The sequence below is a fragment of the Granulicella sp. L46 genome (assembly GCF_009765785.1).
GTDB lineage: Bacteria > Acidobacteriota > Terriglobia > Terriglobales > Acidobacteriaceae > Granulicella.
In genome coordinates this window covers 1-307 of the sequence record NZ_LMUT01000022.1, presented here as the reverse complement: position 1 = coordinate 307, position 307 = coordinate 1, and the positions used below count along the sequence as shown (strand labels likewise).

At 53.1% G+C, this 307-nt stretch carries 1 rRNA gene; it reads left to right on the top strand.

The features are described from left to right. Nucleotides 1-307: ribosomal RNA gene (locus GSQ80_RS23140) — 16S ribosomal RNA — on the top strand; the annotation flags it as partial.

Genomic DNA, 307 nt, shown 5'->3' with positions numbered 1-307 from the left:
ATATGTGTGCCAGCCGCCGCGGTAATACGGAGGGTGCAAGCATTGATCGGAATTACTGGGCGTAAAGGGCGCGTAGGCGGCAGAATAAGTCAGATGTGAAATTCCGGGGCTCAACCCCGGAGCTGCATTTGAAACTATTCAGCTAGAGTGCAGTTAGGGTAAACGGAATTCCACGTGTAGCGGTGAAATGCGTAGATATGTGGAAGAACACCGGTGGTGAAGACGGTTTACTGGGCTGAGACTGACGCTGAGGCGCGAAAGCATGGGGAGCAAACAGGATTAGAAACCCCAGTAGTCCGGCGGCTAT